Consider the following 23,610-nt stretch of genomic DNA (forward strand, 5'->3'; position numbering starts at 1 on the left):
CGGCGCGGAGGGGCGGCTACTCCGTGTGGAGGCCGTCCGGGCGCATGAGCCGCCACAGCGGCGGCAGGCTCAGCAGCGTCACCCCCAGGACCACGGCGGAGCCGATCGCGGCCATCGTCGCCATACCGCCCCAGTCCATGTGGAAGGGGCTGCCCACCATGGCCAGCAGGGCGGCGCCCAGGCCGACACCTCCGGCGCAGGCCAGGACGAGGCCGAGGACGACCGGGATCGTGGTCTGCCACAGCACCGACCACGCGAGCGCGCTGCGCTTCGTGCCGAAGGCGACCAGCACCGCGAGCAGCTTCCTGCGGTCCCGCAGCTGCTCCAGCATCGACACCAGCAGGCTGGCCCCGATCAGCACCATCGTGAGCGTCGCACCGGCGAACAGGCCCCGGCGCAGCTGCGTGTAGCTCGCCTTGGCGGACGTGCCGCTGATCGACCGTGTGTAGGTGGTGACGCCGAAGCCGGCCGCGGTGTTGCGCACGTACTCGACGGCTTCCGGCTCCCGGTCGTCCACGGCGACCATGATCTGCGAGCGCGCGTCGAACAGCCGGTTGCTGTCGATGGCCTCGGGGGTGGCGAGGATTCCCCACTCCCGGCTGCCGCTCGGGTCGACCCGGCCGGCCACCGTCCGCGTGCCGGCCGGGATCGTCCACAGCACGGGGGTGCCGCTGTAGCGGTCGCCGTAGCCGACGTTGAGATCGATCCGGTGGCCCGGTTCGAGGTACTGCAGCGACTCCTCGACGCCCACGCCGTGGGACGGCGGTACCAGGAACGTGCTGCCCGGCTCGCAGTCGGCGCCGATCGCGGCCAGCTCCCGCAGGCTCGCGCAGTCCCCGACGTTCACCGGCAGATACGCGCTGTCGGAGACGCTGCCGCCACGGCTGGCCGCGTCGGGCTGGGTGGCCTGGGACTGCAGGTAGCCGATGACCTGGCGTACGCCCTTGGTGCCGGCGAGCTGCCGGATGTCGTGCGCGGTCTCCTCGCTGGAGGTGGTCGAGGCCGCGATCAGTATCTGGGCGCGCGCCGGGTCGGCCCCGGTGTCGTACACGAAGTCGGCGCTGACCGCGCCGAAGAGCATCTGCAAGGCGATGGCGCCGGCGACGGCCACCGTCACGCCGCTGACCATCCGGGCCGAGGCGTTGCTGTTCAGCTGGAGCCGCCGGGTGGCGAGCTGCCAGGCGACCGGGCCGCCACGCAGCCGTCCCACCACCGACTCGACCAGCCACGGCAGCACCGCGGTCACGCCGACGAGCAGCAGGACCGTACCAGTCGCGATCTGGTACTGGTTGGTCCGCGCGTCGCCCTGGACGCTGCCGAACAGCGGGATGAGCAGGGCGAGTCCGGCAGCCGGGACCAGCAGCCGCCACCACAGCTTCCGCCGCTGCCCCACGCCCTGGCGGAAGACGCCGAGCGGTTCGATGACCGTGGCGCGCAGGCTGAGCATCGTCACCGCGACCGCCGCGACCGGCACCGCGACCGCGATCAGCACGGTCAGGGCCGGGCTCGGCGTCAGGTCGGAGGGGAAGGCGGAGATGTCCCTGATGGTGATGTGGGACGCGAACTGCCGGGCGATCAGGAAGAAGGCCGCGCCGAGCAGCAGCCCGAACAGCGCGCCGAACAGGGCCTCGCCGGCTGCGACCCGCCGGGTCATCCGGATGTCCGCGCCGACCAGCCGCAGCGCGGCGAGCCGCCGGTCCCTGCGCTCGCCGCCGAGGCGCACCGCGGTGGCGACGAAGACCGCGACGGGCAGCAGCAGCACCACCAGGACCATCACCAGCAGCAGGTTGAAGACCGCCCCGAGGACCTCGGAGTTGCTGTGGGCGCCGAAGCGCGTCTCCCGTTCGGCGTTGCCGCCCGCCTGTCCCGCGCCGTAGGCGACCAGCTGGTCGCTGCCCGCGTAGTAGTAGAGGTCGGCGGGGCCCATCAGCCCGGCCTTGCCGATGGTGCCGGTGATCTCGTACGGGATGCGTTCGCGCAGCAGCGGCGAGGATGCCAGCAGCTTCTTCAGCGCGGGCGAGACGACCATCCGCCCGGCCGGCGGCATGGCCGCGAGTCCCGGCGGCGGTTCGGCCGCGGGTCCTTCCGGGTGCAGCAGGACGCCGGTGATGTCCTTGCCGTGGTAAGTGGTGTTCGTCTCGGCGAGCAGGAAGGTGCTCGCCCCGGGCTGCACCGCCTCACCCGACGAGAGGGTGTCGCGGGCCACCCGCCGCTGGTCCCTGGCGTCCATCATCGCCGGCACCGCGGACGCGAGCAGCAGCAGCGCCACGCCGAGCGCGACGCCCACCGCGGTCAGCACGGTGCGGGTCCAGCCCTCGCGGCCGCCGCCGGCGGCGAAGCGGGCGCCCAGCAGCAGGTCGCGCACCCAGGCGCGCACGCCCGCAGCCGGCTCGGCCCACCCGGCGCCGCCGGGTCCGGCTGCCCTGGTTCTGTCGAAGCCGGCGAAGGGCTCGTGCGGGGCCGTCATGCCGCCCGCTCCATGTCGCGCGACTTCCCGTCCCGCACGACGATCTCCCGGTCCGAGTACGCGGCCACCCGCGGCTCGTGGGTGACCAGCACGACGGCGGCGCCGGTGTCGTGCGCGGCGTCGGTCAGCAACCGCATCACCCGCTCGCCGTTCAGCGAGTCCAGCGCGCCGGTCGGCTCGTCGGCGAAGACCACCCGCGGCGCGCCGACCAGGGCGCGGGCCACCGCGACCCGCTGGCCCTGCCCGCCGGACACCTCGCCGGGCCGCTTCCCCGCGAGGTCGGTGACCTCGAGGCGCTCCAGCCAGGTCGCGGCCAGCGCCTCGGCGTCCTTGCGCCTGCGGCCGGCGAGCCGCAGCGGCATCGCCACGTTCTCCAGGCAGGTCAGCTCGGGCACCAACTGGCCGAACTGGAAGACGAAGCCGAAGTCCGTACGCCGCAGGGCGCTGCGCTCGCCGTCGGACATCAGCGACATCTGCTGCCCGCGGTAGCGCACGTCGCCGGAGTCGGGGGTGACGATGCCGGCCAGGCAGTGCAGCAGGGTGGACTTGCCGGACCCGGAGGGGCCCATCACGGCGACCACCTCACCGGCGCGGACGGTCAGTTCGGCGCCGTCGAGCGCGGGGGTCGGGCCGTAGGCCTTGCGCAGGTCGGTCGCGACGAGCAGCGGCTCGGGGGCGGCGGTCACCTGGTCACCTCCGCGGCGAGCTGGTCGAGCCGGGCGGCGGTCAGTTCCAGCCACCGCAGGTCCGCTTCGAGGTGGAAGAGCGCGTGGTCGCAGATCAGCTGGTCGGCGAGATCGCCGCCGGACTTGCGCCGGGTCAGCTCGCGCATCAGCCGCAGGTGCTCGGCACGCTGGCTGTCCAGCAGGTCGGCCGCCGGGCGGCCGGTCAGCAGGGCGAGGACGACCTTGGTGTAAAGGGTCGTCTGCAGGTACGGCTCGGGCTTCTCGGGCTGCGCGAGCCAGCTCTCCACGTCGGTCACACCGGCGTCGGTGATGGCGTACCGCTTGCGCTCGGGACCGCCGCCCGGCTCTATCCCGTCGACCTCGACCAGGCCGTTCTTCAGCAGCCTGGCCATCGTCGAGTAGACCTGGCCGTAGGCGAGCGGCCGGTCGTGTCCGAAGCGTTCGTCGAAGGCGCGCTTGAGGTCGTAACCGTGGCGCGGGCCGGACTCCAGGAGTCCGAGCAGGGTGTGGCCGATTGACATGCGGAGCACACTACACCATGGGTATACATCGCGTGTATACCTGCGGTGAATAATGCCTGACCTGCGAGATCGCCGCAGGTCAGGCAGTGGAGTTGTGCACGTCAGGCGGTGGAGTCGCCGCCGGTCAGGCGGTGGTGGAGGGGCCCGCCTGCGGCGGTTCGGCTTTCGGCGGGCGGCCGCGGCGCGGGATGGGCCGGGCCGCAGGCGGCAGCCGGCCCGCGTCGGCCAGCGCCCGCCGCAGCAGGAACTCGATCTGCGCGTTGGTGCTGCGCAGCTCGCCGGCCGCCCAGGTCGCCAGGGCGTCGTGGACGGCGGGGTCGAGCCGCAGCAGCACCTGCTTGCGGGACGCCCGGGTCGTACGGGCACCGCGGTCGGCCGAGTCGGCGCCGGTGTCGGCCGGCTCGCCGGGCTCCGTCACGTCGGGCGCTCCGTCACTGGTAGAGGGTCCCCGTGTTGAGTACCGGCTGGGCGGCCCGGTCACCGCAGAGCACCACCAGCAGATTGCTCACCATGCTCGCTTTGCGCTCCTCGTCGAGTTCGACGATGCCCTGTTCGGCGATCCTGGACAGCGCCGACTCGACCATACCCACCGCGCCGTCCACGATGGTCTGCCGCGCCGCCACGATGGCGCCCGCCTGCTGCCGCTGGAGCATCGCCGAGGCGATCTCCGGCGCGTAGGCCAGGTGGGTGAAACGGGACTCGATGATCCGCACGCCGGCCGAGTCGACCCGGGCGGCGATCTCCGCGGACAGCCGCTCGGTGATGTCCTCCGAATTGCCGCGCAGTGACAGGGACTCGCCGTCGTGGGCGTCGTAGGGGTAGTTGGTCGCGATGTGCCGCACGGCGGTGTCGGTCTGGATGCCGACGAACTTGACGAAGTTGTCCACCTCGAAGGCCGCCTGCGCGGTGTCCGCGACCTGCCAGACCACGACGGCCGCCAGCTCGATCGGGTTGCCGTAGGCGTCGTTGACCTTCAGTACGGCGGTCTCGTGGTTCCGCAGTCGGGTGGAGATCTTGCGGCGGCTGGTCAGCGGATTCACCCAGCGCAGGCCGTCCTGCCTGATGGTCCCCTGGTAGCGCCCGAAGAGCTGGCACACCCGCGCCTGCCCCGGTGCGACCTGGGTGAGCCCGAAGAGCGTCAGCAGCGCGGCGACGACGACCGCGATGCCCAGCCCGATGAGGATCGCCGCCGTCCCGCCGGGGTGGTCCTGGGCGCGGGTCCCGCCCGCGATGATCAGCGCGACGCCGCCGAGCACGACGAGCAGTGCGATCAGCAGGAAGGGCACCCCCGGCATCCCTGCCGCCCGTCGTTCCTGCACCCGAGGTGCGGGCATCTCGGGTATCGCGGCGTCGATGGCGCCCTTGGGCGGTTGCTGCGGTGCGGCCGGCTCCGGCATGGCTGTTCCCCCTGCTTCCTGGTCGATCGATCTATCATAGTGATAGCACATTTTTGCCCGTGCGGCGGCACCGCAGCCGGACGCGATGCAGCCCCGGGGCACGGGGCTGTCAGCACGTGCCTCGGGGCTGCGGTCCCTGCGGGCCCTGCGGGGCGGGGGTCAGCTCACGTCTCCACGGTCACACCGTGCCGCCTTGCCCGCGCGCCGGGCGGTACGCCTCAGGGGTGCGTGCTGGTTTCCGCCCGGCGCGCGGGCGGTGGTCGGGCCGTCACCCGGCGACGGACCGCCACCACCTCAGGCGCCGCGTGGGGGCACCCCAGGCGAACCGCCGGGGCGAACGGAGCGCTCGGCCTACCACCGGCGCGGGTCGCCGCCAGCCGAAAGGGGCCGTTCGGTCCGACCACACGGAGCCGGGCGTGCCCCCCTGAGGCGCTGCCTTGCGAAGAGCGCCCGGCCCGGTGACGGCCCCCACGGAGCGGGCCGCAGGCCTGACGCGCCCCGTAAGGCGCTGCCTTGCGAAGAGCGCGCGCCCGGCGTCAGAGGGGGAGCTCGAACCAGACGACCTTGCCCGCGCCCAAGCGAGTGGCACCCCACCGCTGGGCCATCCGGTTGACGAGGTAGAGCCCGCGGCCGCCCTCCTCCTCGGGTGCCGCGTGGCGCATCCGGGGGAGCAGCGGGGCGTCGTCGCCCACCTCGCAGCGGAGCACGTCCGTACGCAGCAGCCGCAGTGTGATCGGACGCTCCGCGTACCGCACCGCGTTGGTGACGATCTCGCTGACCAGCAGCTCGGCCGCCTCCAGCTGGTCCTCCAGGTCCCAGCGGCGCAGGGCCTGGCGGACCAGGCGGCGGGCCCGGCCCGGGGTCTGGGCCTGCGGCTCGAGGAACCAGTAGGCGACGTCGCTCGGCGCGATGCCGTCGAAGCGGGCCGCGAGCAGCGCGATGTCGTCGTCGCGGTCGCCGGGGCCGAGGATCTCCAGCACCTCGTCGCAGAGCGGTTCGAGCGGCGGCGGCGAGACCACCGAGGCCGCGTCGTGCAGCCGCTCCCGCAGCAGCTCGATACCGCCCCAGACGTCGCGGCTGCGGGACTCGACCAGGCCGTCGGTGTAGAGCAGCAGCGTCGCCCCGGCGGGCGCGGGCAGCTCGACGGCCTCGAAGGGCACGCCGCCGACGCCGATGGGGGCGCCCGGCGGCACCCTGAGGACCTCGGCGAGGCCGTCCGCGTGCAGCAGCACGGGCGGCGGGTGGCCCGCGTTGGCCACCACCAGGCGGTGCGCGATCGGGTCGTAGACGGCGTAGACGCAGGTCGCCATGCGGTCCTGGCCGAGCCGCTGGGCCTGCTCGTCGAGGTGGTAGAGCACCTCCTGCGGCGCCAGGTCCAGGCCGGCCAGCGTCTGGACCGTGGTGCGCAGCTGGCCCATGATCGCCGCCGAGGTCATGGAGTGGCCCATGACGTCGCCGACGACCAGCGCCACCCGGCTGCCGGGCAGCGGGATCGCGTCGTACCAGTCGCCGCCGACCCGCGCGGACTCCGCGGCCGGCAGGTAGCGGCTGGCCAGCTGGACGCCGGTGGGCTGCGGGAGCGAGTCGGGCAGCATCTCGCGCTGGAGCGCGTCCGCGATGTAGGCCTCGCGGCCGTACAGGACGGCTTTGTCCACGCCCAGTGCGGTGTGCGTGGCGAGCTGGGCGGCGACCAGCAGGTCGTCGGACTCGAAGGGCGCGCGGCCGGCCCGCCGCAGCAGGACCGCCGCGCCGATCACCCGGCGGCGGCCGCGCAGCGGGGCCAGCAGCGCCCGGCGCCCGGTGGGCAGGCCGATCGGGTCGTCGCCGCGGCCGAGCAGCTCCGCCAGCGCGTCGGCGGCCCTGATCGAGTCGGCGAAGACCGGGCGCACCCCGCGCAGCACCTCGGCCAGCGGCCCGTCGAGCAGGACGCCGATGGAGTCGCCCGTACCGCCGTACGACGGCTCCATCGTCGGCAGCAGCGCGGGCAGCAGCGGGGTGGCGCCGACCGGCGCGTCGTCGTCCGCCTCCGACGGGCCTTCGAGGCCGCCGTCGGAGCGGCGCAGCCGCAGCCGCAGCGGGCCCGAGGGGCGCTCGTCGCCCACCGGCAGCGGCTCGCGCAGATAGACCAGGATCGCGTCGGCGAAGGCCGGCACCGCCGAGCGGCACAGCCCGAGCAGGATCTCGTCGAGGTCCACCCCGCGGGCGATCCGCCGGGTGGCCGCGCCGACGTAGCGGAGCCGGTCGGCCTCCGGGCCCGTCTGCGCCGGCATCGGGATACGCATCCCCGCCGACTCCTCGTCCGCCGGGTGCCCGGCCGCTTCGATGGGGGTGCCGCGGGTCGGGGTGCTGACGAAGCCCGTCAGCGACTCCTCACCGGGGCGCTGGTCGCGGCGCGGCAGCGCCGCGCCCTGGTTCTGTCCCACGGGGCCCCCGTCCGGCTCCGGGCGGTCGTGGTCGGGAAGTCCCGCGGCGTCCGGCGCCGCGGCCCGGTAGGGCGGCTCCGGCGGGTCCGGCGGCACACCGGGGAGTACGGGGGTGCCGAGCGGGCCGGACGGCGGCTCGGGCAGCTCGCTCTTCGGCTTCGCCGGCAGGCTGTAGCCACCACGCGGGTCCGGCGCAGGCGCGGCGGGGTGCCTGGGTGGTCGGGGCGGGTCCGTGGTCACGCGAGTCTTTCCATCCGTGTGTGCGCCACGCGCTGGCCGCGGCGGGCTCGGGCCTGTTCGGTGTCTGTGTCGTGCGTGCTTTCCTAGCTGCGTTCGTGCCTGGGGTCGTCTGTGCGCCGATGGATACGTCCCGGATGCGTGCCGCCGTTCACCCGCGTCGGCAGCGGAGGAAGACCTGCAGTTCCGGCGGCACGTCCGCACTGGCGGGCGCGTACGCGTACGCATCCTCCTCGATCACCTCGAAGCCCGCATCCGTGACGACCTGTCGCAGTTCGTCCCGTAGATAACCCGATACCCGGATCGTGTGACCGAGGAACGGAATCGACACATCGTCCACATCCGCCTCGACCATCGACAGCGCCAGCAGCCCGCCCGGCTCCAGCAGGTCGTATACGGCCCGCAGGGTGGTCGGGATCTCGGCGCGGCGCAGCATCAGCAGCGAGAAGAAGGCCGTGACCCCGGCGAAGCCGCCCCGGGTCAGCGGCTCGCCGGCGGGCAGGTCCGCGATGTCGGCCTGCACGAACTCGGCCTTCGGCACGTTCGCCCTGGCCCGGCCGACCATCCCGGTGGACAGGTCCACCCCGACCACCCGCAGTCCCGCGTCGGCCAGCTGCGCGGCGGTCGGCAGCCCGGTCCCGCAGCCGAGGTCGAGCACCCGGGAACCCGGCGGCACCGCGGCCGCGAGCCATTCGGCGGCCGCGAGCTGGCCCTCCTTGTGCGGGAAGGCCTCGTCGTACCGGTCGCCGATGGCGTCGAAGGCCGCGGCCTGCTCCGCCCGGCCCCACAGCCGGTCGTCGGCGCCGTCCGGAGTGTCCGGCGCCGTTCCCTCGCGCTCGTCGCCGCCGGTTCCCACTGCTCAGGGCCTCCCTGACTGCTCTTCGTCTCGTGACGGTCGGATACGGACGTGGTGCGGGCCGTGCGGGGCCGTGCGTGCGCCGTGGCGTCCCGCGCCCGGCGCAACCGGGACCGCCGGTGACGCGGCGTCAAACTCTAGGGCGTGACCGGCGTTTGTGCGATGCTCCGCCGGACCGATCCTACGGTTGACAGTCAGGGGCGCAACAAGGGGTTCAGGCGGATCGTCTTGCGGGCCGGACCCCGAAACGGCCGTCCGACGGGTCATCCGACCTCTGCTCGCCACCGTCATGTGCCAGCGGATCGGAGCCGTCCGCCGGGCGGTCCCAGTCGGCCGGCAGCGCCGGCACCGGCCAGCGCGGGTCGGGTCGCCAGTCCTGCCAGTGGTCGCTGAAGGGCGGCCCCCAGGCCCTGATCACCCCGATCGCCCGCAGTCCCGCCTGCCGTACGCGGGCCGCGAGCGCCGCCGTCATCAGGCCGTCGGCCTGCGCCTGGGCGAACTCGTCCTCGTCCAGCCAGCGCCAGCTGCGGTCCTGGTGCACCGAGATGTCGAGGAAGTGGTCCTCCGAGTCGACCCCTCCCGACCAGCGGCGCAGCGGCTCCTCCAGGTTGACGTACCAGCTGCGGAACCGCCATTCCTGGTCCCAGAACAACCACACCGACCAGGGGTCACCCGGACGGGCGAGTTTCAGGACGCCGGCTCCCCACCATTTCTCCACCCTGGTGGTCCGCGGCTTGACGTAGCGGGTCGCCAGCGGTTCGCGGTGCACCGGCGTGCCGTCCGCGATCACCGGGCGTACCACCGGCGTGTTGGGCGCCATCCAGACCGCGAGCACCTCCGGGTCGTCGCGCACCACGGTCACCGGGCGGGCGATGTGCACCGCGTCCGTACCGTTGCCGCGATAGCGCCACAGCACCTGCTCACCGGGCGTCCAGAAGCGCCCCTGCGGTTCTCCTGCCGGGGTCGCGGTCCCCGTCTCGGTATGGGCTGTCATGAACAGAGCTTACGGATCACGCGTTACGGACGGGTCATACGCAACACGTCGAGTGCGTCATCCAGTTGCTTTTCGGACAGCAGCCCGCGCTCCACATAACCGCCCTCGATCACCGCCTGCCGGATCGTCTTGTGCTCCGCCAGCGCCCGCTTCGCCACCTTCGCGGCCTCCTCGTAGCCGATGTACCTGTTCAGCGGGGTGACGACCGACGGCGAGGACTCCGCGTACTCGCGCGCCCGCTCGACGTTCGCGGTGATCCCGTCGACCGTACGGTCGGCGAGCAGCCGGCTGACATTGGCCAGCAGCCGCACCGACTCCAGCACGTTGCGGGCGATCACCGGCAGCATCACGTTCAGCTCGAAGTTGCCCGCCGCGCCCGCCACCGTGACCGTCGTGTCGTTCCCGATCACCTGCGCCGCCACCATCAGCGCCGCCTCGGGCACCACCGGGTTGACCTTGCCCGGCATGATCGACGAGCCCGGCTGGAGGTCGGGCAGCGTGATCTCGGCGAGGCCGGTACGCGGTCCCGACGCCATCCACCGCAGGTCGTTGGCGATCTTCGTCAGCCCGACCGCGACGGTCCGCAGTTGACCGGAGGTCTCCACCAGGCCGTCCCGCGCGCCCTGCGCCTCGAAGTGGTCCCGCGCCTCGGTCAGCGGCAGCCCCGTCACCCGCGCCACCTCGGCGATCACCGCGGCGGAGAAACCGGGCGGGGTGTTGATGCCGGTGCCGACCGCCGTACCGCCGAGCGGCAGCTCCGCCAGCCGCGGCAGCGACGCCTCCAGCCGCTCGATCCCGTACCGCATCTGGGCCGCGTAGCCGCCGAACTCCTGGCCCAGCGTCACCGGCGTGGCGTCCATCAGATGGGTGCGCCCGGCCTTGACCACCGTCGCGAACTCCGCCGCCTTGCGCTCCAACGCCTCCGCCAGATGGGCGAGCGCCGGGATCAGGTCGCCGGTGACGGCCGCGGTCGCCGCGACGTGCACGGAGGAGGGGAAGACGTCGTTGGACGACTGGCTGGCGTTGACGTCGTCGTTGGGGTGGACGGGGCGGCCGAGCCGCTCGGTCGCCAGTGTCGCGATGACCTCGTTCGCGTTCATGTTCGAGGACGTGCCGGACCCGGTCTGGAAGACGTCCACCGGGAAGTGGTCGTCCCAGCGCCCCGCAGCGACCTCCTCGGCCGCCTCCTCGATCGCGCCGGCGACCTCCTTGTCCAGCACCCCCAGCTCCCCGTTGACCCGGGCGGCCGCCGCCTTGATCCGGGCCAGCGCCTCGATGTGCGCCCGCTCCAGCGGCCGCCCCGAGATCGGGAAGTTCTGCACCGCCCGCTGCGTCTGCGCCCGCCACTTCGCCCCGGCCGGCACCCGCACCTCACCCATCGAGTCGTGTTCGATGCGGTAGCCGCCGTCCCTGTTCGCGTCGCTGTCACTCATACCTGTAACAGTGCCCGCGAACCCCCCGGGTGTTCCCGGGTGCCGCCGTCCGTTCCGCCCGTCATCGGAGGTATGGACGGCTTACACGGTCCCTACGCCACGGCATACGGCCCGCCGTCGCGGCGGCGCCGCGTCAGTCGATCGCGCCGCCCGCGCCGTCGGAGCGCCACCGCACCCCGGGCGTGACGTCCTCGGGCTCGTCGTACCAGCCCTCCTGGCGCCGCGGCCGCGGGATCTCGGCGCCCCGCCGCAGGATGCGCACATCCCGCACGTGCCGGCCGAGCAGCGCGCCGCCGAAGACCACAAAGCCCACCCCGACCAGCCAGGTCACCACCGTCAGCACGGTGCCGACCGGGCCGTACGCGTCACCGTTGCTGACCATCAGCCCGGCGAAGAACAGGTGCGAGAAGACCCGCAGCCCGGCCAGCCCCAGCATGGTCAGGACCGCGCCCGGCAGCGCGGTGCGCACCCGCACGGCGCCGTAGAGCAGGAAATGCTGCCCCCAGGCGAAGAAGAGGACACCGAGGCCGAAGGTCAGGGTGATCCTCGCGAGGGAGCGGGCCGGGCCGCTGCCCATGGCCGCGGCGCTCTGCGACTCGGCGAACAGGTACGCCGTCATCACCGCGAGCCACACCGCCCGCCGGTAGTCCCGGTGCCACGGGCCCGACGGCAGGTCCCAGATCTTCCGGTAGCCGGTCTCGACGCTCGCCACGAACGTCAGCCCGAAGTAGGCCAGCGACGCCAGGCTCCAGGCGCTGGTGGCGCTCAGCACGTTCCTGGGCGCGGCGAAGAGCGTACGCACCCGGTTCGAGCCGTCCGCGTCGAGACCCATGCCGTCCACGACCCACTGTGCGAACCCGGGCCTGTGCTCCCACGGCGTGGCGGCCGCGACCACCACGAGCAGCGGCATGAGCGTCACGAAGCCCAGGGCCGCGAAACCCATCGAACGGTGCATCAGCTCGATATGCGTGGCCTGCTTCCACAACCGCCCGGCCGCAGACCGCTTCCAGGCGCTCATCAGCCCGGCCATGGCACCACCTTCCCCAGCGTCACCGCTGTGGATACCGGCCAACCTCCCCCGGGCGCAACTCGCCGCCGCCTCCCCACCCCTTACGCCCCTATTCGGGCGCCCGCCGACCGGGGTGACACCCCGTCAGCCGTCGACCGCCGCCACGGCGACCCGGGGGCGCTGAGCCTCCGTCAGTGCCCCGCGGGGAGTGCGGGCGGCGGTCAGGCGCCCGGGCGGACCGGGATGGAGGTGAAGGTCGGGGCGGGGGAGGGGTCGGTGAAGAAGTCGTTGCCCTTGTCGTCGACGACGACGAAGGCGGGGAAGTCCTCGACCTCGATGCGCCAGACGGCCTCCATGCCCAGCTCGGCGTATTCGAGGACGTCGACCTTCTTGATGCAGTCCTGGGCCAGGCGGGCGGCGGGGCCGCCGATCGAGCCGAGGTAGAAGCCGCCGTGGGCGGCGCAGGCGTCGGTGACCTGCTGGGACCTGTTGCCCTTGGCGAGCATCACCAGGGAGCCGCCCGCCGCCTGGAACTGCTCGACGTAGGCGTCCATCCGGCCCGCGGTGGTGGGGCCGAAGGAGCCGGAGGCGTAGCCCTCGGGGGTCTTGGCCGGGCCGGCGTAGTAGACGGCGTGGTCGCGCAGGTACCGCGGCATCTCCTCGCCCGCGTCGAGGCGCTCCTTGATCTTGGCGTGGGCGATGTCGCGGGCGACGACCAGCGGTCCGGACAGCGAGAGCCGGGTCTTGACCGGGTATTTGGTCAGCTCGGCCCGGATCTCGGCCATCGGGCGGTTGAGGTCGATACGGACGACGTCCTCGTCGAGGTGCTCGTCGGTGGTCTCGGGCAGGAAGCGCGCCGGGTCGGTCTCCAGCTGCTCCAGGAAGACGCCCTCGGCGGTGATCTTCGCGAGCGCCTGCCGGTCGGCGGAGCAGGACACGGCGATGGCCACCGGGCAGGACGCGCCGTGCCGGGGGAGCCGGACGACCCGCACGTCGTGGCAGAAGTACTTGCCGCCGAACTGCGCCCCGATGCCGATGGTCTGGGTCAGCTCGAAGACCTTCTGCTCCAGCTCCTTGTCGCGGAAGCCGTGCCCGGCAGGCGAGCCCTCGGCGGGCAGCTCGTCCAGGTAGTGCGCGGAGGCGTACTTCGCGGTCTTGAGGGCGAACTCGGCGCTGGTGCCGCCGACCACGATCGCCAGGTGGTACGGCGGGCAGGCGGCCGTGCCGAGCGAGCGGATCTTCGCCTCCAGGAACGTCATCATGGAGGCCTCGTTCAGGACGGCCTTGGTCTCCTGGTAGAGGAAGGACTTGTTGGCGCTGCCGCCGCCCTTGGCCATGAAGAGGAACTTGTACGCGCCGCCGTCGGTGGCGTAGAGCTCCACCTGGGCGGGCAGGTTCGAGCCGGTGTTCTTCTCGTCCCACATGGTCAGCGGGGCCATCTGCGAGTAGCGCAGGTTGAGCTTCGTGTAGGCGTCGAAGATGCCGCGGGAGAGCGCTTCCTCGTCGCCGCCCCGGGTGAGCACCTGCTGGCCGCGCTTGCCCATGACGATGGCGGTGCCGGTGTCCTGGCACATCGGCAGCACGCCGGCCGCGGCGATGTTGGCGTTCTTGAGCAGGTCGAGCGCCACGAAGCGGTCGTTCGGGCTGGCCTGCGGGTCGTCCAGGATGCGGCGCAGCTGGGCGAGGTGGGTGGGGCGCAGGTAGTGCGAGATGTCGTGCATCGCCTCGGCGGCGAGCCGGCGCAGCGCCTCGGGCTCGACGGTGAGGAAGGTGCGGCCCTCGGCCTCGAAGGTGCTCACTCCCTCGGAGGTGACCAGGCGGTACGCGGTGGTGTCCTCGCCGAGAGGGAGCAGATCCGTATATTCGAACTCGGGCATAAGGGGCATTCCTCACTCGGCTGCGTCGTCGCTGAAGCCTGTCCAGCATACGAGCGTCCGTAGGCCGGTCGGGTGGTGAGGTACGGCTCACCGCCCCGGCGCCCCTTGGTCCGAGCCGCGCCGGGGCGGCCGTCCCCTAGGGGTCGGATGGGGGGCAGCTCCGGACGGTCTCGGGGTAGTCGCGATCTATCGCGTCGGTCTACGGTGGTCCGGTGGATGAATCGCAGCTCCAGAAGCCCGCGCAGCAGCCCGTAGAGCCCGCGCAGCGCCCGGCGGAGACGGCCGTCGCGGCCCCGCCCGCCACGTCCGCGCCGGCCGCCGAGGCGGACCTGCGCGCGTCGGACGCCGACCGGGACCGGATCGCCGACATCCTGCGCGAGGCGCTGGCCGAGGGCCGGCTCGACTCGTCCGAGCACTCCGAGCGGCTCGACCGGGTGTACGCGGCCAAGACGCTGGGCGAGCTGGAGCCGCTGGTCCGCGACCTGCCGGTGGGGCGTACGGCGTCCGCCGCGGCGGCCCCCGCCGCCCGCGGCTATGCCGGCGACGGCGGCGGCGAGAACCCGAACCTGGTCGGCATCCTCGGCGGCGCCGAGCGCAAGGGCCGCTGGCGCGTCGGGCACAAGATCACCGCGGTGGCGATCCTGGGCGGCGTCGAGATCGACCTGTCAGAGGCCACCTTCACCGCGCCGGAGCTGGTCATCCACTGCACCGCCGTGATGGGCGGCGTCAGCATCAAGCTGCCGGAGAACGTGACGCTGCGCGGCGGCGGCGTGATCGGCATCATGGGCGGCTCCGACGTCAAGGCCTACGAGTCCACCGACCCCGGCGCCCCGGTCGTCCGCATCGACGGAGTGGCCTTCTGGGGCGGCGTCGAGGCGAAGGCCAAGCGCGGCAAGAAGATCAAGGACTGGACGAAGAAGTAGCCCGCCGGGGCGGCTCACCGTCTCCACGGCAGGGGTCCCGGGTCGCCCCCGGACCGGCCGCGGCGGTCGCCCCGGCGCCGGTGGCCCTCTCCCTCGCGCGGCTCCCCGCGCTCCCCTTGGCGCGCCCCCGTGTGCGACCCGGTGCTGACCCGCCGGGGTGGCTGGGGCGGGAGGGGGAGGTGGTGCGTGTGTGCGCCACGTATGGTGCGTGTTTACGCCATGTGCAGGTCAGCGGGGTATCGGTGTGTGATCAGGCGTGAACACGGTGCGCATGAAGTCGCGCACAGCGGGTAGGGGAACGGGACACGCCGCCGCGCTGCCGCCGCCGCACGCTGCGCACGGGGAGCAGTCGGCGCGGGCCAGCGTGGCACACCCACCACGAGCCGTCGTCAGGAGTTTCCCGTGCTTCAACCGATCGAGCCCGTCATGGATCCCGCCACTCCACCAGGTCACCCCCGTGACTTGGGCGGTCCCTGGCACTCGGAGGCGGCATGCCGCAGCGACGAGGCGGGGCTGTTCTTCGCGCCGTCGAAGGAGCCCACCGCGGCTCGACTGGCCCGGGAGGAGGCGGCCAAGCGGGTCTGCGCCCGCTGCCCGGTGATGCTGGAGTGCCGCGAGCACGCGCTGCTCCAGCCGGAGCCGTACGGCGTATGGGGCGGCATGACGGCGGCGGAGCGCCGGGTCGTGCTGGCCCGCAGGCGCCGCCGCGAGGTCGAACTGCAGCGCCCCGCGGCCGGTATAGCCGTCGCGGGCTGACCGCGGCCGCGAAGCGGAGCAAGGCGGCGGCACCAGCCGCGGCAACGGCACGTCAGCACACCACCACGGCACGGCACACCGCGGCACACCCGCGGCACCCATGGCACAGCACCGCACGTATCCTGCCCGCCCGGCGCGCGCTCGGGGCGGTCCGGTCCGGGCAGGACGTGCGGTGACGCGGGCGCCGACCCCGGTCCGTCCGCAGTGGCGTCCGCGGGCGTGCGGGCGGCTGCCCGCGTCCCGTCAGCGCGCCCGGTCGAAGTCGATCGCGCTGTACGCCCGCAGCTTGGACAGCCGGTGCTCGGAGTCGATCTGCCGGATGGTGCCCGACTTGGACCGCATCACCAGCGACGACGTCGTCGCCGTCTCGCGCCGGTAGCGCACCCCGCGCAGCAGTTCGCCGTCGGTGACGCCGGTCGCCACGAAGAAGACGTTGTCACCGCTGACCAGGTCCTTGGTCGTCAGCACCTTGTCCAGGTCGTGCCCCGCGTCCAGTGCCCGCTGCCGTTCCGCGTCGTCCTTCGGCCACAGCCTGCCCTGGATCGTGCCGCCCAGACATGTCACCGCGCAGGCCGCGATGATGCCCTCCGGCGTCCCCCCGATGCCGAGCAGCAGGTCGACGCCGGTCCCTTCGCGTACCGCCATGATCGCGCCGGCCACGTCACCGTCGGCGATGAATTTGATCCGGGCACCGGTCTCCCTGATCTCCCGCACGATGCCGTCGTGCCGGGGCCGGTCGAGCACCACGACCGTGACATCCTCCGGCGCGTTGCCCTTGGCCTTGGCGACCCGGCGGATGTTCACCGAGGGCGGCGCGGTGATGTCGACGAATTCCGCCGCCTCGGGGCCGGCCACCAGCTTGTCCATGTAGAAGACGGCCGACGGGTCGAACATCGTGCCGCGGTCGGCGACCGCGAGCACCGAGACGGCGTTGGGCATGCCCTTGGCCGTCAGCGTGGTGCCGTCGACGGGGTCGACGGCGACGTCGCACTCGGGTCCTGTGCCGTCGCCGATCCGCTCGCCGTTGAAGAGCATCGGCGCTTCGTCCTTCTCGCCTTCGCCGATCACCACGACGCCGTTCATCGACACGGTGTGCACCAGCGTCCGCATCGCCTTGACGGCGGCGCCGTCCGCTCCGTTCTTGTCACCGCGGCCGACCCACCGCCCGGCGGCCATCGCGGCGGCCTCGGTGACGCGGACCAGTTCCAGGGCCAGGTTGCGGTCGGGGGCCTCGGGGCTCACTTCGAGCGCGGGGGGCAGGTGTTGTTCGGTCATCGCAGCGCACCTTTCTGTACGAGGACGGCCGGATATGAGGGTGCTGCGACCTTATCGGTTTCCCGCGAATATGAGCAGGATGCTTGTCACATGAGCGCATTGCCGCCGCGCGCCACCGCCCGCGGACCCGCGGCACGGGGACCCGGCGGCAGGGGCACGGCGGGGCATGGGGGACGATAGGGGCGTGGCAGCAGACAAGCGTGGCAACAAGACGGTGCGGGACCTGGTCCTGTCCCTGGTGGTACTCAGCGCCGTCGTCGCCGTCATCTACCTCTTCATTCCGCACAACTCCAAGGCCGACCCGGTCAAGCCGGTCGGCTATTCCGTGGAGTTGGGCCAGGCCCGGCGGGACGCGCCCTTCAAGGTCGCGGGACCCGAGGGGCTCGGCGCCCGGTGGCGGGCCACCTCGGTCACGTACGACGGGGCCGACCCGCACAAGGTCAGCTGGCACGTCGGCTTCGTGGACCCCGAGCAGCAGTACGTCGCCATCGAGCAGAGCAACGGCGACCCGGCCGCCTTCATCTCCGAGGTGACCCTGGGCGCGCACCGGGACGGTACGCGGACGGTCAGCGCCGGCGGGCAGGTCTGGGAGCGCTGGACCGGCAAGCGCTACACCGCGCTGGTGCGCAAGGAGCCCGGCGTGACGACGATCGTGCTGGGCACCGGTCCGGACAGCCAGCTCACGCAGATGGCCGCCGCGCTCAGGGAGCGCGGCGGCCAGTAGGGCGCGGGAGAGGGCTCAGACGGTCGTGACGACCTGGTCGTAGGCCAGCCGCGGGTTGCGCGGGTACCAGGCGTCCGCGCCGGGCTTGCCGATGTTGACCACGGCCAGCACCGAGTGCTCGCCGTCCGCGAAGAACTCCTTGTTGATGCCGTCGGCGTCGAAGCCGGTCATCGGGCCCGCGGCGAGGCCGGCCGCGCGCACGCCGATGATGAAGTAGCCGACCTGGAGGGCCGCGTTGAGCGCGGCGGACTTCTCACGCACCGGGCGCTCGGCGAAGAAGGCATCCTTGGCCTGCGGGAAGGCCGGGAACTGGGCGGGCAGTTCCTCGTGGAATTCGTTGTCCGCGGCGAGGATCGCCACCAGCGGGGCGGTGGAGGTCTTCGGGCGGTTGCCCTCGGCCATGTGCTGCACCAGGCGCTCGCGGCCCTCGGCGGAGCGGACCAGGACCACCCGCAGCGGCTGCTGGTTGAAGGCGGTGGGGGCGTACTTGACCAGGTCGTAGATCGCCTGGAGCTGCTCATCGGTCACCGGGTCCGCGGTGAAGGTGTTCGCGGTGCGGGCCTCGCGGAAGAGGAGGTCCTGGGCGGCGGGGTCGAGTACGAGCGTCATCGGATACCTCTGGGGGGAGTCGGAAGGAGCTTCGCGCGGTCTCCCGCGCTTGGAACACCCCATCCAACCTGTGTGAAATCTCAACCATTCCGGATTCAACTGTGACGCCGGTCACTCGTGTCAAGGGTTTGACCTGGTGTTTAGCTCACCCAGAGGGCCTGCTACGCCTCCGCGCCGGCCGCGTCCTCGCCGCCGTCCGCCTCGTCCGAGGTCTCGTCCTCCGCCGCCAGCGCCGCGTTCAGCCGCCTGCGCGCGCCCTCCAGCCAGTGCCGGCACACCTTGGCCAGCTCTTCCCCGCGCTCCCACAGGGCGAGCGACTCCTCCAGCGTGGCGCCGCCCGCCTCCAGCCGGCGGACGACGTCGATCAGCTCGTCGCGGGCCTGCTCGTATCCCAGCGCGGCGGTGGTGGTGTCCTGGTCTGCTGCCATGGAGCCAGCCTAGGGGCGGCCGCCGACAGCCCGGTTCACCCGCCCGCGCGGCCGGCGTCCGGGTACCGCCCGGGTACCGCCCGCCGTCCCGCGGGCAGGGCTCAGCTCCCGGCGGCGTCCCCGTCGCCGGCCGCCACCCGTACCGCGAAGTCGCCGGCCGCCACCCGCGCCCGCAGCTCCTCGCCCGCGGTGACCTCGGCCGGGTCGCGCACCGCGGCACCGTCCGCCCGCTGGAGCACCGCGTAGCCGCGCCGCAGCGTGGCCGCCGGGGACAGCGCCACCACCCGGGCCAGGGTGTGCGCCAGGTCGGCGTCCGCCCGGTCCAGCGCGTGCCGCAGCGAGCGGCGGCCCCGGTCGAGGCGGTCGGCCACCTCCGCGGCCCGCTCGTCGATCATCCGGTGCGGCGCCGCCATCGAGGGCCGGCTCAGCGCAGCGTCCAGGCCGCGCTCCTCCCGGTCGAGCAGCCCGCGGATCACCCGCAGCGCCCGGTCGCTGACCAGCCGCACCTTGGCCAGCTCCTCGCGCACATCGGGCACGACGCGCTTGGCGGCGTCCGTCGGGGTGGACGCGCGCAGGTCGGCGACCAGGTCGAGCAGCGGCGAGTCCGGCTCGTGCCCGATCGCCGAGACGACCGGGGTGGCGCAGCCCGCGACCGTACGCACCAGCTGCTCGTCGGAGAACGGCAGCAGGTCCTCGACGCTGCCGCCGCCCCGGGCCACGATGATCACGTCGACCTCCGGGTGCGCGTCCAGCTCCCGCACCGCCTCGATGACCCGCGGCACCGCGCTCGCCCCCTGCACCGGCACATTGCGCACCTCGAAGCGCACCGCGGGCCAGCGCAGCCGGGCGTTCTCCCGTACGTCCCGCTCGGCCGCCGACGCCCGCCCGGTGACCAGGCCGATCATCTGCGGCAGGAAGGGCAGCGGGCGCTTGCGGTCCAGCGCGAAGAGCCCCTCGCCGGCCAGCTGCTTCTTCAGCCGCTCCAGCCGCACCAGCAGTTCGCCCACGCCCACCGGGCGGATCTCCACCGCGCGCAGCGACAGGCTGCCGCGCGGGCCGTACCACTCCGGCTTGGCGTGCATCACCACCCGCGCGCCCTCGCCGACCACGTCCGCGACCTGGTCGAAGACGCCGCGGAAGCACGTCACGCTGAGCGAGACGTCGTGGGAGGGGTCGCGCAGCGTCAGGAAGACCACGCCCGCGCCGGGCCGCCGGGACAGCTGGGTGATCTGCCCCTCGACCCATACCGCGCCGAGCCGGTCGATCCATCCGCCGATCAGCCGGGACACCTCGCCGACCGGGATCGGCGTGTCCGCCGAGGTGCTGAGAGCCATCCCCCGACCCTACCGGCGGCCGCCGACACCCCCGGGAGCAGCCGGGCGGGCCACCCGCACTACAGTCGTACAAGCTACGACGCCCGTACGAAATCCTCGGGGGAACGATCATGAACAGGCGCATCGTGACCATAGCCGTCGGCCTCGCGACCGCCGGCCTGCTGGCCGCCGGCTGCGGCGGGAAGGACGGCGGTGGCGACGGCGGGGACAAGCCGGCCGCGTCGTCCACCACGGAGAAGACCGCGGCCGCGGCCCCGATCATCACGCCCGCGGCGGCCGCCGCCGTCCTGGACAGCTACGAGAAGGTCAACAACACGGCCAACAAGACCCGGGACAAGGCGCTGCTCGGCACGGTCGAGGGCGGCGCGCTGTACCAGGAGGACTCCGCGGTCTACAAGCAGTACCCGAAGCTTTCGGCCATGGCGAAGAAGGGCTACTTCGAGCCCTTCACCTACTCCCGGCGGCAGTTCTTCATCCCCACCACCGGCTCGTGGTTCATGGCCACCGCACACACCGGCGACACCCTCCAGCTGCTGGTCTTCCGGCAGCAGTCCGGCGGCCGCTGGAAGATGGTCGTCGCCAACGACTACAAGGGCACGCTGCCCGCCCTGGCCAAGGGCCCGGACGGCGCCCCCGTGGTCGTCGCCCCCGACGCGACCGTCGGCGCCACCAAGCTCTCCGCCCTCGGCGCCGCGGTCAGCGACCTGCGCGCCTCCGGCGGCAAGAAGGCCGGCGCCGCGCTCGCCGACTCCGAGGTCAAGCGCGCCGCGGTCAAGGCGTACACGACCAGGAACGACCACTGGGGCCGCTACAAGAAGTGCCTGCGTACGGACTACGAGGCCGCCGGCACCAAATGGGACACCCCCTACACGAAATTCCCCGACACCTACGCGCTGAAGACCGCGGACGGCGGCGCGCTGGTCGCCTCGACCTCGTATTTCGTGATGCTGGACTTCTCCACCCGTCCCGACCTGTGCACGATGACGCCCGGCGGGGACACCTCGGCCTACGTGACCGGCGTGCAGACCGGCGTCCGCAGCCGCTACCTCAGCATGAACGTGGTCTCGGTGCCCGCCGCGGGCAAGCCCGTACAGCTCGGCGGGGACACGTTCCTGATCGGCGCCAGTTCGTGAACGCCCTGCCCCCACACGCCCCCCGACCACTCCCGTACGCGCCGGGCGACCCCCGTACGATGGACCGCATGACGACCGAAACCAGCCGCCGTGTCCTGCTCGCCGCCCCCCGCGGGTACTGCGCAGGCGTGGACCGCGCGGTGATCACCGTCGAGAAGGCGCTGGAGCAGTACGGCGCCCCGGTCTACGTGCGCAAGCAGATCGTGCACAACAAATACGTCGTGCAGACCCTGGAGAAGAAGGGCGCCGTCTTCGTCGACGAGACGGCCGAAGTGCCGGAGAACGCCATCGTGATCTTCTCCGCGCACGGCGTCGCCCCGGTCGTCCACGAGGAGGCCGGCCAGCGCCGACTCGCCTCGATCGACGCCACGTGCCCGCTGGTGACCAAGGTCCACAAGGAGGCCGTCAGGTACGCCAAGGAGGACTACGACATCCTGCTCATCGGCCACGAGGGCCACGAGGAGGTCGTCGGCACGATGGGCGAGGCGCCCGAGCGCACCCACCTGGTCGACGGCCCCAAGGACGTCGCCGACCTCGCCGTGCGCGACGAGTCCAAGGTCGTGTGGCTGTCCCAGACGACGCTGTCGGTCGACGAGACCATGGAGACGGTCGACGCGCTCAAGGAGCGCTTCCCCAACCTGCTCTCCCCGCCCAGCGACGACATCTGCTACGCCACCCAGAACCGCCAGGTCGCGGTCAAGCAGATCTCCGCCGAGGCCGACCTGGTCATCGTCGTCGGCTCCCGCAACTCCTCCAACGCCATCCGGCTGGTCGAGGTCGCCCTGCAGTCCGGCGCCGGGGCGTCGTATCTGGTGGACTTCGCCGACGAGTGCGAGGACGGATGGCTGGAGGGCGTCGCCACCGTCGGCGTCACCTCGGGCGCGTCGGTCCCGGAGATCCTGGTCGACCAGGTGCTGGAGTGGCTGGCGGTGCGCGGGTTCGCGGATGTCCAGGTCGTCACCTCGGCCCAGGAGTCCATCCAGTTCTCGCTGCCCAAGGAACTGCGCCGCGACCTGCGTGCGGAGGCCGCCGCGGGGGAATCGGCATAGGGTGCGGTAATTTCCGCGGTGTCATCCCGCGCCTCCCGTGGGGGGAGCTACGAGAGGTGAGGCCAAGGGCCTGCCTCTAGCCTGGAGGTCATGAACGTGTTCGGTGTGGACATCGGCGGTACGGGCATCAAGGGCGCCCCGGTCGACCTCGACAAGGGCGACCTGTCCGACGAGCGGTACAAAGTGCTGACCCCGCACCCGGCGACACCGGAAGCGGTGATCGACGGCGTCCACGAGGTCGTCACGCACTTCGGCTGGTCGGGGCCGCTCGGCGTCACCTTCCCCGGGGTCGTCGCGGACGGCGTCACCAGGACCGCGGCCAACGTGGACGCCGGCTGGATAGGCCTGGACGCCCGCAAGGCGATCGGCGAGCGCCTCGGGCTGCCCGTGGTGGTGCTCAACGACGCGGACGCGGCGGGCGTCGCCGAGATGACCTTCGGTGCCGGGCGCGGCATCGGCGGCACGGTCATCGTCCTGACGCTCGGTACGGGCATAGGCAGCGCCGTCTTCGTCGACGGCCGCCTGCTGCCCAACACCGAGCTGGGCCACCTGGAGCTGCACGGCCACGACGCGGAGCGGCGCGCGTCGGTCAAGGCCCGCGAGGACGAGGACCTGAGCTGGGAGCACTGGGCGCACCGGCTGCGCAAGTACCTGGCGCACGTCGAGATGCTGTTCTCGCCGAACCTCTTCGTGCTGGGCGGCGGCATCAGCCGCAAGGCCGACAAGTTCCTGCCCTACCTGCAGGGCCACGGCATCAGCGCGCAGATCGTCCCCGCCGAGTTGCAGAACAACGCCGGGATCGTCGGCGCTGCGATGGCAGCCGCAAAGCTCTGATCCCGACGATCAGCGCGGCCAGCACGGTCCCGGTGTAGAGCCACCCGGTCATCAGCGCGAGCCCGGTGAAGAGTCCGAGCAGCCGCCCGACCAGCCCGCCGTCCCCGCTGTCGGCGGTCAGCCCGATCCCCAGCGCGAAGGCGATCGGCGCCGACACCGGGGCCGCCACCAGGTCGTACGGGCGCACGTAGACCGCGGCGGTCGCGCACACCGCGACGAAGACGACGCCGAAGAAGACGCCGGGCCCGTCGAAGAGCATCGCGTCGACGGTGCCGGCCAGCACCGTCACCACGGTCACCAGCACGCCGGTGCCCAGGCCGGTCAGCCGCGCCCTGGGCCGCTGGACCGTACGCAGCCGGCGGATCAGCGCGGCCGGCGCGGCGCGCGGGGGCGGCGCCGACGGGCGGTAGACCCCCGTCGCGGCCTCTCCGCCGGGTGCCGGAGGCGGGGCGGCGGGACCGCCCGGTCGCGCACTGTGTTGATCCACCTACTCAAAGTAGGCGCCGCGCACCGGGAAAACGTGCAGCCGACCCGGTATTTCGCCCGGCTGGGCGCCTGCGTTCGAAGCGGGGCGGGTGCCGCGCCCCGGCCCCGTAGACTGGCGGCCGGCATCCGGCCTGCGGACGCCGGCCTCGTTACGGGAAG

General features: G+C 72.8%; 22 protein-coding genes. 6 read left to right on the forward strand and 16 right to left on the reverse strand.

The annotated features are described in order from the left end of the window. Positions 1-16 precede the first annotated feature (16 nt). The 11 genes from BUE44_RS01870 to BUE44_RS01920 all read right to left on the reverse strand — a co-directional run bounded on the left by BUE44_RS01870 (position 17) and on the right by BUE44_RS01920 (position 13,900). On the reverse strand, positions 17-2,467 hold the full coding sequence (locus tag BUE44_RS01870; RefSeq protein WP_079189396.1) for an ABC transporter permease: 2,451 nt from the start codon (positions 2,465-2,467) through the stop codon (positions 17-19). Next, the gene (locus BUE44_RS01875; protein ID WP_073492869.1) at positions 2,464-3,153 is read right to left on the reverse strand and encodes an ABC transporter ATP-binding protein; all 690 of its coding nucleotides are present in this window, start codon (positions 3,151-3,153) and stop codon (positions 2,464-2,466) included. Before BUE44_RS01875 ends, BUE44_RS01870 begins: the two co-directional genes overlap by 4 nt. Beyond that, the gene (locus tag BUE44_RS01880; protein WP_073493417.1) at positions 3,150-3,674 is read right to left on the reverse strand and encodes a PadR family transcriptional regulator; all 525 of its coding nucleotides are present in this window, start codon (positions 3,672-3,674) and stop codon (positions 3,150-3,152) included. The genes BUE44_RS01875 and BUE44_RS01880 overlap by 4 nt, the downstream gene beginning before the upstream one ends. Positions 3,675-3,798: 124 nt before the next feature. Next, complete coding sequence (locus BUE44_RS01885) at positions 3,799-4,092, reverse strand: hypothetical protein (RefSeq protein WP_073492871.1); 294 nt, start codon at positions 4,090-4,092, stop codon at positions 3,799-3,801. A gap of 13 nt (positions 4,093-4,105) precedes the next feature. Next, positions 4,106-5,071 (reverse strand): SPFH domain-containing protein, encoded by a 966-nt coding sequence (locus BUE44_RS01890; protein ID WP_073492873.1) that lies wholly within the window; start codon positions 5,069-5,071, stop codon positions 4,106-4,108. Positions 5,072-5,607: 536 nt separating this feature from the next. Next, positions 5,608-7,734 carry an ATP-binding SpoIIE family protein phosphatase gene (locus tag BUE44_RS01895; RefSeq protein WP_073492875.1) on the reverse strand — a complete coding sequence of 709 codons (2,127 nt, stop codon included), beginning with the start codon at positions 7,732-7,734 and terminating at the stop codon, positions 5,608-5,610. A gap of 148 nt (positions 7,735-7,882) precedes the next feature. Beyond that, positions 7,883-8,521 carry a class I SAM-dependent DNA methyltransferase gene (locus BUE44_RS01900; protein ID WP_107415604.1) on the reverse strand — a complete coding sequence of 213 codons (639 nt, stop codon included), beginning with the start codon at positions 8,519-8,521 and terminating at the stop codon, positions 7,883-7,885. 280 nt (positions 8,522-8,801) lie between these two features. Next, positions 8,802-9,581: a cytidylyl-2-hydroxypropylphosphonate hydrolase gene (gene fomD, locus BUE44_RS01905; RefSeq protein WP_079189397.1), complete on the reverse strand. Its 780-nt coding sequence runs from the start codon at positions 9,579-9,581 to the stop codon at positions 8,802-8,804. A 23-nt stretch (positions 9,582-9,604) separates the two neighbouring features. Beyond that, positions 9,605-11,014 carry a class II fumarate hydratase gene (locus BUE44_RS01910; protein ID WP_073492880.1) on the reverse strand — a complete coding sequence of 470 codons (1,410 nt, stop codon included), beginning with the start codon at positions 11,012-11,014 and terminating at the stop codon, positions 9,605-9,607. A 133-nt stretch (positions 11,015-11,147) separates the two neighbouring features. Next, entirely contained in the window at positions 11,148-12,044 is an 897-nt protein-coding gene (locus BUE44_RS01915; protein ID WP_073492882.1) for a YhjD/YihY/BrkB family envelope integrity protein, read from the reverse strand. A 200-nt stretch (positions 12,045-12,244) separates the two neighbouring features. Next, positions 12,245-13,900, reverse strand: a complete 1,656-nt coding sequence (locus BUE44_RS01920) for a fumarate hydratase (protein WP_073492884.1) — start codon at positions 13,898-13,900, stop codon at positions 12,245-12,247. Positions 13,901-14,112: 212 nt separating this feature from the next. On the opposite strand from BUE44_RS01920, the gene BUE44_RS01925 reads away from it, so the two are divergent. Together BUE44_RS01925 and BUE44_RS01930 are read left to right on the forward strand one after the other, a co-directional pair. After that, a complete protein-coding gene (locus tag BUE44_RS01925; RefSeq protein WP_073492886.1) occupies positions 14,113-14,823 on the forward strand; it encodes a DUF1707 SHOCT-like domain-containing protein in 711 nt (236 codons plus the stop codon). A 426-nt stretch (positions 14,824-15,249) separates the two neighbouring features. Continuing rightward, positions 15,250-15,579: a WhiB family transcriptional regulator gene (locus BUE44_RS01930; RefSeq protein ID WP_235001883.1), complete on the forward strand. Its 330-nt coding sequence runs from the start codon at positions 15,250-15,252 to the stop codon at positions 15,577-15,579. 243 nt (positions 15,580-15,822) lie between these two features. Here BUE44_RS01930 and glpX read toward each other — a convergent pair whose 3' ends face one another. Continuing rightward, the gene (glpX, locus tag BUE44_RS01935) at positions 15,823-16,854 is read right to left on the reverse strand and encodes a class II fructose-bisphosphatase (RefSeq protein ID WP_073492889.1); all 1,032 of its coding nucleotides are present in this window, start codon (positions 16,852-16,854) and stop codon (positions 15,823-15,825) included. Between the two features lie 184 nt (positions 16,855-17,038). On the opposite strand from glpX, the gene BUE44_RS01940 reads away from it, so the two are divergent. Beyond that, the gene (locus BUE44_RS01940; RefSeq protein WP_322939331.1) at positions 17,039-17,578 is read left to right on the forward strand and encodes a DUF4245 domain-containing protein; all 540 of its coding nucleotides are present in this window, start codon (positions 17,039-17,041) and stop codon (positions 17,576-17,578) included. A gap of 15 nt (positions 17,579-17,593) precedes the next feature. Here the strand turns inward: BUE44_RS01940 and BUE44_RS01945 are convergent, their stop codons facing one another. From BUE44_RS01945 to xseA, 3 genes are all read right to left on the reverse strand, one after another. Then, the gene (locus BUE44_RS01945; RefSeq protein ID WP_073492893.1) at positions 17,594-18,187 is read right to left on the reverse strand and encodes a malonic semialdehyde reductase; all 594 of its coding nucleotides are present in this window, start codon (positions 18,185-18,187) and stop codon (positions 17,594-17,596) included. Between the two features lie 161 nt (positions 18,188-18,348). Further along, complete coding sequence (locus tag BUE44_RS01950) at positions 18,349-18,615, reverse strand: exodeoxyribonuclease VII small subunit (protein ID WP_073492895.1); 267 nt, start codon at positions 18,613-18,615, stop codon at positions 18,349-18,351. A 101-nt stretch (positions 18,616-18,716) separates the two neighbouring features. After that, the gene (xseA, locus tag BUE44_RS01955) at positions 18,717-19,949 is read right to left on the reverse strand and encodes an exodeoxyribonuclease VII large subunit (RefSeq protein WP_073492897.1); all 1,233 of its coding nucleotides are present in this window, start codon (positions 19,947-19,949) and stop codon (positions 18,717-18,719) included. Positions 19,950-20,059: 110 nt separating this feature from the next. Between xseA and BUE44_RS01960 the strand changes: the two genes are divergently transcribed. From BUE44_RS01960 to ppgK, 3 genes are all read left to right on the forward strand, one after another. Beyond that, positions 20,060-21,082 carry a hypothetical protein gene (locus tag BUE44_RS01960; protein ID WP_073492899.1) on the forward strand — a complete coding sequence of 341 codons (1,023 nt, stop codon included), beginning with the start codon at positions 20,060-20,062 and terminating at the stop codon, positions 21,080-21,082. A gap of 59 nt (positions 21,083-21,141) precedes the next feature. Next, positions 21,142-22,131: a 4-hydroxy-3-methylbut-2-enyl diphosphate reductase gene (locus tag BUE44_RS01965; RefSeq protein WP_073492902.1), complete on the forward strand. Its 990-nt coding sequence runs from the start codon at positions 21,142-21,144 to the stop codon at positions 22,129-22,131. A gap of 90 nt (positions 22,132-22,221) precedes the next feature. Further along, positions 22,222-22,965, forward strand: coding sequence for a polyphosphate--glucose phosphotransferase (gene ppgK, locus BUE44_RS01970; RefSeq protein ID WP_073492904.1), 744 nt, complete (start codon positions 22,222-22,224; stop codon positions 22,963-22,965). On the opposite strand, the gene BUE44_RS36990 is transcribed toward ppgK, so the two are convergent. Next, positions 22,886-23,452 carry a DUF6542 domain-containing protein gene (locus tag BUE44_RS36990; protein ID WP_073492907.1) on the reverse strand — a complete coding sequence of 189 codons (567 nt, stop codon included), beginning with the start codon at positions 23,450-23,452 and terminating at the stop codon, positions 22,886-22,888. The genes ppgK and BUE44_RS36990 overlap by 80 nt on opposite strands. Positions 23,453-23,610 lie beyond the last annotated feature (158 nt).

This window comes from Actinacidiphila paucisporea (assembly GCF_900142575.1).
In the GTDB taxonomy this organism is placed as follows: Bacteria; Actinomycetota; Actinomycetes; order Streptomycetales; family Streptomycetaceae; genus Actinacidiphila; species Actinacidiphila paucisporea.

Excerpts from the sequence above, each read along its gene's own strand:
- BUE44_RS01870 (WP_079189396.1), bottom strand. The coding sequence starts at position 2,467 with ATGACGGCCCCGCACGAGCCCTTCGCCGGCTTCGACAGAACCAGGGCA.
- BUE44_RS01880 (WP_073493417.1), bottom strand. The coding sequence starts at position 3,674 with ATGTCAATCGGCCACACCCTGCTCGGACTCCTGGAGTCCGGCCCGCGC.
- BUE44_RS01890 (WP_073492873.1), bottom strand. The coding sequence starts at position 5,071 with ATGCCGGAGCCGGCCGCACCGCAGCAACCGCCCAAGGGCGCCATCGAC.
- fomD (WP_079189397.1), bottom strand. The coding sequence starts at position 9,581 with ATGACAGCCCATACCGAGACGGGGACCGCGACCCCGGCAGGAGAACCG.
- BUE44_RS01910 (WP_073492880.1), bottom strand. The coding sequence starts at position 11,014 with ATGAGTGACAGCGACGCGAACAGGGACGGCGGCTACCGCATCGAACAC.
- BUE44_RS01915 (WP_073492882.1), bottom strand. The coding sequence starts at position 12,044 with ATGGCCGGGCTGATGAGCGCCTGGAAGCGGTCTGCGGCCGGGCGGTTG.
- BUE44_RS01920 (WP_073492884.1), bottom strand. The coding sequence starts at position 13,900 with ATGCCCGAGTTCGAATATACGGATCTGCTCCCTCTCGGCGAGGACACC.
- BUE44_RS01930 (WP_235001883.1), top strand. The coding sequence starts at position 15,250 with ATGGATCCCGCCACTCCACCAGGTCACCCCCGTGACTTGGGCGGTCCC.
- glpX (WP_073492889.1), bottom strand. The coding sequence starts at position 16,854 with ATGACCGAACAACACCTGCCCCCCGCGCTCGAAGTGAGCCCCGAGGCC.
- BUE44_RS01945 (WP_073492893.1), bottom strand. The coding sequence starts at position 18,187 with ATGACGCTCGTACTCGACCCCGCCGCCCAGGACCTCCTCTTCCGCGAG.
- BUE44_RS01950 (WP_073492895.1), bottom strand. The coding sequence starts at position 18,615 with ATGGCAGCAGACCAGGACACCACCACCGCCGCGCTGGGATACGAGCAG.
- xseA (WP_073492897.1), bottom strand. The coding sequence starts at position 19,949 with ATGGCTCTCAGCACCTCGGCGGACACGCCGATCCCGGTCGGCGAGGTG.
- BUE44_RS01960 (WP_073492899.1), top strand. The coding sequence starts at position 20,060 with ATGAACAGGCGCATCGTGACCATAGCCGTCGGCCTCGCGACCGCCGGC.
- BUE44_RS01965 (WP_073492902.1), top strand. The coding sequence starts at position 21,142 with ATGGACCGCATGACGACCGAAACCAGCCGCCGTGTCCTGCTCGCCGCC.
- ppgK (WP_073492904.1), top strand. The coding sequence starts at position 22,222 with ATGAACGTGTTCGGTGTGGACATCGGCGGTACGGGCATCAAGGGCGCC.